The sequence below is a fragment of the Steroidobacter sp. genome (assembly GCF_036402275.1).
Lineage (GTDB): Bacteria > Pseudomonadota > Gammaproteobacteria > Steroidobacterales > Steroidobacteraceae > Steroidobacter.
In genome coordinates this window covers 35,587-41,639 of record NZ_DASWTF010000008.1, presented here as the reverse complement: position 1 = coordinate 41,639, position 6,053 = coordinate 35,587, and the positions used below count along the sequence as shown (strand labels likewise).

The 6,053-nt window shown below is 61.4% G+C and carries 7 protein-coding genes and 1 riboswitch; of the genes, 4 read left to right on the top strand and 3 right to left on the bottom strand.

Going from position 1 to position 6,053, the window contains the following annotated elements; translation table 11 throughout:
* Positions 1–39: 39 nt before the first annotated feature.
* Positions 40–351, bottom strand: coding sequence for an HPF/RaiA family ribosome-associated protein (locus VGD45_RS02645; protein ID WP_331153713.1), 312 nt, complete (start codon positions 349–351; stop codon positions 40–42).
* A gap of 121 nt (positions 352–472) precedes the next feature.
* Between VGD45_RS02645 and VGD45_RS02640 the strand changes: the two genes are divergently transcribed.
* Positions 473–802 carry a KTSC domain-containing protein gene (locus VGD45_RS02640; RefSeq protein WP_331153712.1) on the top strand — a complete coding sequence of 110 codons (330 nt, stop codon included), beginning with the start codon at positions 473–475 and terminating at the stop codon, positions 800–802.
* Positions 803–879: 77 nt separating this feature from the next.
* A complete protein-coding gene (gene sulP / locus VGD45_RS02635) occupies positions 880–3,030 on the top strand; it encodes a sulfate permease (protein ID WP_331153711.1) in 2,151 nt (716 codons plus the stop codon).
* 4 nt (positions 3,031–3,034) lie between these two features.
* Here the strand turns inward: sulP and VGD45_RS02630 are convergent, their stop codons facing one another.
* The gene (locus VGD45_RS02630) at positions 3,035–3,826 is read right to left on the bottom strand and encodes an SDR family oxidoreductase (protein ID WP_331153710.1); all 792 of its coding nucleotides are present in this window, start codon (positions 3,824–3,826) and stop codon (positions 3,035–3,037) included.
* 110 nt (positions 3,827–3,936) lie between these two features.
* Here VGD45_RS02630 and VGD45_RS02625 point away from each other — a divergent pair, with 110 nt between their 5' ends.
* Both VGD45_RS02625 and VGD45_RS02620 read left to right on the top strand, forming a co-directional pair.
* Positions 3,937–4,875, top strand: a complete 939-nt coding sequence (locus VGD45_RS02625; RefSeq protein WP_349263198.1) for a GlxA family transcriptional regulator — start codon at positions 3,937–3,939, stop codon at positions 4,873–4,875.
* Positions 4,872–5,261: a YchJ family protein gene (locus VGD45_RS02620; protein WP_331153708.1), complete on the top strand. Its 390-nt coding sequence runs from the start codon at positions 4,872–4,874 to the stop codon at positions 5,259–5,261. Before VGD45_RS02625 ends, VGD45_RS02620 begins: the two co-directional genes overlap by 4 nt.
* A gap of 16 nt (positions 5,262–5,277) precedes the next feature.
* On the opposite strand, the gene VGD45_RS02615 is transcribed toward VGD45_RS02620, so the two are convergent.
* Positions 5,278–5,859, bottom strand: coding sequence for a TMEM165/GDT1 family protein (locus tag VGD45_RS02615; RefSeq protein WP_331153707.1), 582 nt, complete (start codon positions 5,857–5,859; stop codon positions 5,278–5,280).
* 4 nt (positions 5,860–5,863) lie between these two features.
* A riboswitch (yybP-ykoY riboswitch) is annotated at positions 5,864–6,037 on the bottom strand.
* Between the last annotated feature and the right edge of the window lie 16 nt (positions 6,038–6,053).

The window sequence follows — 6,053 nt, the reverse complement described above, 5'->3', positions numbered from 1 at the left end:
GGCGACGACGCGAAGTACGACCGCGGCTATATCAACAGATCAGTGCGTTTCGAGCTTGCCGATGGCGTGGCTGAGCGCGTGATCCAGTCGCTCCAGCGCGCCATCGATGGCGAGTTGCAAAGTCTGCGCGTGGTGAGTCACAGCGATGGGCTGCAGATTTGACATGCGCGCTTCCAGCATGCAGCGCTTGTCTGGGCCTCCCTTGCCTCCGTTGAGATCCCCGAGGTGCATTTCCACTCGGGTGATTCGATCGGCGAACTTGGCCAGAGAATCCTCGACCGTCCTGGACAGCCGTTCGGCGGTGTCTCCGGCGAGGCGGACACGATTGTCGTGATTGACTTGTACCTGCATGCGAGCTTCCTTCGGGCCCCGGGTCTGTGGAATGGGGCATAGCCTATTGAAAGGACTCGGACTGCGGTGGACTTGTTCCCCGTCGGGGAAAAATCCACAGCGACGGTCCACAGGATGCACCATGGGGCCGCCGAGGCCATTACGCAAGCCACTCGCGTCACGAATCAATAAGGCGAATCCGCAAGGTGTCCTCCGGGACGCCACACCAGGAACCGCCTGCCGGCCGGCACGTTTGGGCGGCATGCCGTCGACGGTGATCCAGTCTTTCCAGTACGACGCGAACCGGCGAGAGCTGCGGGTGCTGTTTCGCTCCGGCCGAAGTTACATCTACCTGGACGTACCCGGCGACACTTACGACGCCATGCGCCGGTCCTTCTCCAAGGGCGAATTTTTCAACCAGCACATTCGCGACCGGTTCGAGTTCCGGCGCATCGACAATGAGTCGACCTGAGCCCTGAGCTGCCCGGACGGGCATGGTCACTGCAGTCGACCGGGGCGTATCATGCCCCTGGGGCGAGAATAACATCTATGAACAAGGTCACCGTGCGAGGCGTCGACGGCTCCCACCGCGATTATGGACTGACCGCCGGCAGCACCGTCATCGGCCGCGATCCAGGCAGCGGCATTCATCTCAAAGACTCGCAGGTCAGCTGGAAACATGCCGTGCTGATCAACGAAGCCAGCGGCTGCGTCGTCGAGGACCTCGGCAGCTCCAACGGCACATTCGTCGGCAGCACGCGCATACAACGGCACTTGGTGCATCCTGGCGAGCGCATCAAGATTGGCCCGTACGAGTTGATTGTGCAAGCCGTGCAGGTGCCGTCGCCGAACTCCGCCAGCGAGCGCACGCTGTTCGCCGCTGCCGATCATTACGTTCGCCATCACGAGGAAGAGCGCGGGGCGAGCGTTCAACGCGCCATCAGCAAGGCGGGTGTCGCGGTCAAGGAGGCGACCGATGTGCGCGACTGGCGAGCGTTCCTGAAACGTTCGTTGCCGGTCTTCAACGCCAGCGAGCTGTATGGAAAATTCGAGCTGCGCACCGAGCTCATGGCCGGGCTCACGGTCGCGGCGCTGTTGGTGCCACAAGGCATCGCCTATGCATTGCTGGCTGGCTTGCCGCCCGTCATGGGGCTGTATGCATCCATCCTGCCCATGATCGTGTATGCGCTCACGGGCAGTTGCAGACATGCATCGGTCGGGCCAGTCACCGTGGACTCGCTGATGTTGGTGCTCGGTCTCAGCACCATGGCCATCGCCGGAACGACTGCATACATTGCTTTGGCCACGTTGCTGACGGCGGTCATCGGCGTTTCGCAGTTGATCATGGGCGCGCTGCGGCTCGGTTTCCTGGTCAACTTTCTGTCCTATCCCGTGCTCGCGGGCTTCACTTCCGCCATCGCGGTCATCACCGCGCTGGGCCAACTGCATCATTTCCTGGGCATTCCTCAGCAACAGTTCCCTTATTTATACGAAGCGATGCTGGATGTGATGTCGCGCGCCGGTGAGGCCAATCCCGCGACCTTGGCCATGGGCGTCAGCTGCATTTTGCTGTTGCTGGGCTTCAGCAAACTTTCGCCGAAAGCGCCGGGCCCGTTGACCATGGTGGCTGTGTGCACGGCTCTGTCTTTTCTATTTGGGTTGGAACAGCATGGAGTGCGCGTGCTGGGCGAAGTGCCGCGCGGCCTGCCGGAGTTGAGCGTTCCCGAGCTCGATTGGACGCAAGTCCAACAACTGTTGCCGCTAGCATTGACCATGGCGCTGGTGGGCTTCGCGCAAACTGTGTCGGTGGGCAAGTCTCTCGGCAACAAACACGGCTATGACATCGACGCCAATCGCGAGCTGACGGCTATGGGCCTGGCGAACGTGAGCTCGAGCGTGTCTCAGGGCTATGCCGTCTCGGGTAGCCTTGGCCGATCCGCACTGAACGCCACGGCCGGCGCGAAGACGCCGATCTCGGCCATCGTCACCGCCTTTTGCGTGCTGCTGACGTTGTTGTTCCTGGCGCCGTTGTTTCGTTACCTGCCGGATGTGACGCTCGCCGCTATCCTGGTCGTGTCTTCGCTGCGATTGATCGATACACGCGAGATCCGGTATCTGTTCAACGTGAAGATCACGGAAGGCTTGCTACTGGTGTTCACGTTCGCCGCCACGCTGATCTTCGGCGTCATGGCAGGGTTGTTCATGGGAGTGGTCGCGTCGATTCTGCTGTTCATCACATTGAACACGCGGCCGTACACGGCCATCCTCGGGCGCCTGCCGAACACCAATATCTTTCGCAACGTCGAGCATTTCCCGGAAGGCGAGACCCTTCCAGGGCTGGTGATCCTGCGCATCGACGCATCGTTGTACTTCGCCAACGTGGTATTCCTGAAAGAGCGCATTCATGAGATCTGCGACGGGTACGAGGGCGAGTTGAAGGCCCTGATCCTCGACGCCAGCGCAGTGAACGATCTGGATTCCTCGGCGGACACTGCCCTGCATCAGCTGTCCGACGAGTTCAAGAAAAAAGGCATTACCTTTTATATCGCCGGCGTCAAAGCGCCGGTGCGCCAGGTGATGCAGCGCTCGGGCCTCTACACCGCGCTCGGCGGCGATCACTTCTTTTTCACCATCGACGCCGCCGTCCGGCGCTTTCAGGAAAAGAGTGGCGAAGCCATGCAGCGTCGCCACTCATCCTGAGTTGTCAGAAGCCGTAACGCGCCGCTGGCTTGGCGTGCGAGAGATTGGGCTTGAGCGCAAGCCGTGCGGATTCGAACGCTTCCCAGTCGGCGATATCGGGCAGTGCCGGCACCGTCGCGAACTCGCCTGCATCGAATCCGGCAATCGCGGCGTCGACCATATCGTCCACGGTCATGACGATCTCCTTCGGCAAAACTTCGAGGGACGCGCCGGCGTTGCTCCACAAATCCGTGGCCGTGGCGCCCGGCAATACAACGTGCACTCGAATGCCCTGGCCGCCGAGCTCGTGGTGCAGCGATTGACTGAAGGCGAGAACGAACGCTTTGGTGCCGCCATAGACTCCATTCAATAACTCCGGGGCCACGGCGGCAATGGAGCTGATATTGATGATGGCGCCGGAGCCTCGCGCGACGAACCCAGGTGTGACTGCAGCGGTGAGTCGCGTGAGAGCTGTGACGTTGAGCTCGATCATGCTCTGCATCTGCGCCACGTCGGAGTTTGCCAGCGGTGTTACAGATGCAACGCCGGCGTTGTTCACCAGCATCGTGATGCTCGCGTCGGCGCGGAGTTTGTCTTCCACGCGCTGCAGATCCGCGCGATTGTTGAGGTCGGCGGTCAGCACTTCGACGGAGCGCTGAGTTTCGTTGGTGATTCGGCGTGCGAGCGCGTCGAGACGCTCGCGGTTGCGCGCCACCAGGATCAAATCGTAGCCGCGTCGCGCGAGACGATCGGCGTAGGTGGCGCCGATGCCCGTGGAAGCGCCTGTGATGAGGGCAGTGCCCCTGTGATTGCTCATGACCGTTTCCTCGTTGACCACCGCAGTGGCGGGTTGAGGTGAATATAGGCTTGCGGTCGGTGGCCGGAATGTCGTATATGCCACTTTTCAGGACATCGTGGGTGGCCGCCATGCATCGCGTCGGACTGGTGCTGTTTCCCGGAGTCCAGGTGCTCAGCCTGGCGCCTTTGTCGGTATTCGAGATGGCCAATGGCGAGATCGGTCGCGCGTTCTACGATGTGACTGTGCTCTCGGAGTCGGGAGGCCAGATCGGCACATCCATCGGCGCTGTCGTCGACACACAGCGCTTCGGCAGACAGCGGTTCGACACCGTGATGTTCGGTGGTGCGACCACCATCACTCAGTCCAGTCCAAAATTGCTGGACTTCGTGCGCAAATCGGCTCGGAGTGCACGGCGTATCGCAGGTCCCTGCACCGGAGCGTTCGTTCTCGCGGACGCCGGGATCCTGGATGGCCGTCGCGCAACCACGCATTGGCATTTCGCTCGTGAGTTCCGCTCGATGTATCCACGGGTGACGCTGGAAGAAGATCGGATCTTTATCATTGACGGTCCGGTGTGGACGTCGGCAGGCATGACGGCCAGCCTCGACCTCGCACTCGCCATGGTGGAAAAAGATTTGGGACTGGATATCGCGCGGAACGTGGCGAGGAAGATGGTGCTGTTTCATCGTCGCGCGGGTGGGCAGTCGCAGTTCTCGGCGCTGCTCGAGCTCGATCCGAAATCGGATCGTATTCAAAGTGCTCTCGCGTATGCGAGGAGCAACTTGCGGACGCTGCACTCTGTCGATCAACTGGCGGATGCCGTCCATTTGAGCCCACGACAGTTCAGTCGTGCATTCCGCGCAGAGACGGGACGGTCGCCGGCCAAGGCGATAGAAACGCTGCGCCTCGAAGCGGCCAGGCTCATGATGGAGGAGGGGCGGCATCCGATCGAAGTGGTGGCTCGTGAGACGGGATTCGCCAACCGTGAACGCATGCGACGTGCATTCCTGCGCGCCTATGGAGTGCCGCCTCAAGCTCTGCGTCGTCAGATCGGAGTGGCGGCGTGAAGCGATCAGACAAACCCACTTGCCCGTGCGGCTCGTCGCTGGAGTACGAGCGTTGCTGTGGTCGTTGGCACGGCGGCGCTCCCGCACCTGATGCCGAGTCGCTGATGCGATCGCGATATACGGCGTTCGTTCTGTGTAACGAGCCCTATCTGCTCGCGACCTGGCACGCCACGCAGCGGCCGAAGTCGATCGCGTTCGACCGTAATCAGAAGTGGCTCGGATTGAAGATCGTCGACACTGCTCAGAGGGGCGAGAATTCCGCCGAAGTGGAATTCATCGCCCGGTATCGCATCGGTGGAGGTTCCGCCGCCAGGCTGCACGAGCGCAGTCGCTTCGTGAAAGAAGAGGGTTGCTGGTTGTATGTCGACGGGGACATACGCGCCTGACGGCGGCTCATGTCAATCACAAGAGGCCCAGGCCCAGATTCACCTCGAGCAGAATCATCACGCCGAAGATCGCGAACAGCGCGGCGGCGATGAATCTCATCTTGCTCAAAGGAAAACGTTTGGCGAGTGTTTCACCGAGCAGGACGGCCGGGATGTTCGCCGCCATCATGCCGAGCGTGGTGCCCATCGACACTGCGATCAGGCTTGCATACTTCGCGCCGAGCGCCACGGTCGCGAGCTGAGTTTTGTCGCCCATCTCGGCGATGAAAAACAGCACCACTGTCGTGAGGAAAGCGCCGTACTTCGCGGTGTGCTGCTCGGACTCATCGAGCGTATCGGGAATCAACGCCCAGCAGGCGAAGGCGAGAAAGGCGCCGCCGAGAATCCAACGCAGGACGTCGGGACTGACTTTGGCGGCGATCCAATCGCCGGCCAGCGCCGCGAGGGCGTGATTGACAATGGTTGCGACGAATATGCCCGCGATGATGGGCCAATGCTGACCGCGAAAACGAGCGGCGAGGACGAACGACAACAGCTGTGTCTTATCGCCCATCTCGGCAAATGCGACCATGCCGAGCGAGGTAACCAAGGCTTCCACGAATGACTCCAGGGGCCAGCGGCGCAATACCCATGACTTCGCCCCACCGCCGGCCCCGGCCGCGGACGAAGTCAAAGGTCTCGCCTAGCTGATGCCGCCGACGCCATGGTCTTCGACCAAGTCTGTTGACGTCGGCTCCTTACGTTGCGTAAGGCGGCTACTCCCCAGTGACGGGGCGGAAGATAGCGGGTTGA

Bases quoted from the DNA above. Each gene is read 5' to 3' on its own strand.
- sulP (WP_331153711.1), top strand. From the start codon at position 880: ATGAACAAGGTCACCGTGCGAGGCGTCGACGGCTCCCACCGCGATTAT.
- VGD45_RS02640 (WP_331153712.1), top strand. From the start codon at position 473: ATGGGGCCGCCGAGGCCATTACGCAAGCCACTCGCGTCACGAATCAAT.
- VGD45_RS02645 (WP_331153713.1), bottom strand. From the start codon at position 351: ATGCAGGTACAAGTCAATCACGACAATCGTGTCCGCCTCGCCGGAGAC.
- VGD45_RS02625 (WP_349263198.1), top strand. From the start codon at position 3,937: ATGCATCGCGTCGGACTGGTGCTGTTTCCCGGAGTCCAGGTGCTCAGC.
- VGD45_RS02630 (WP_331153710.1), bottom strand. From the start codon at position 3,826: ATGAGCAATCACAGGGGCACTGCCCTCATCACAGGCGCTTCCACGGGC.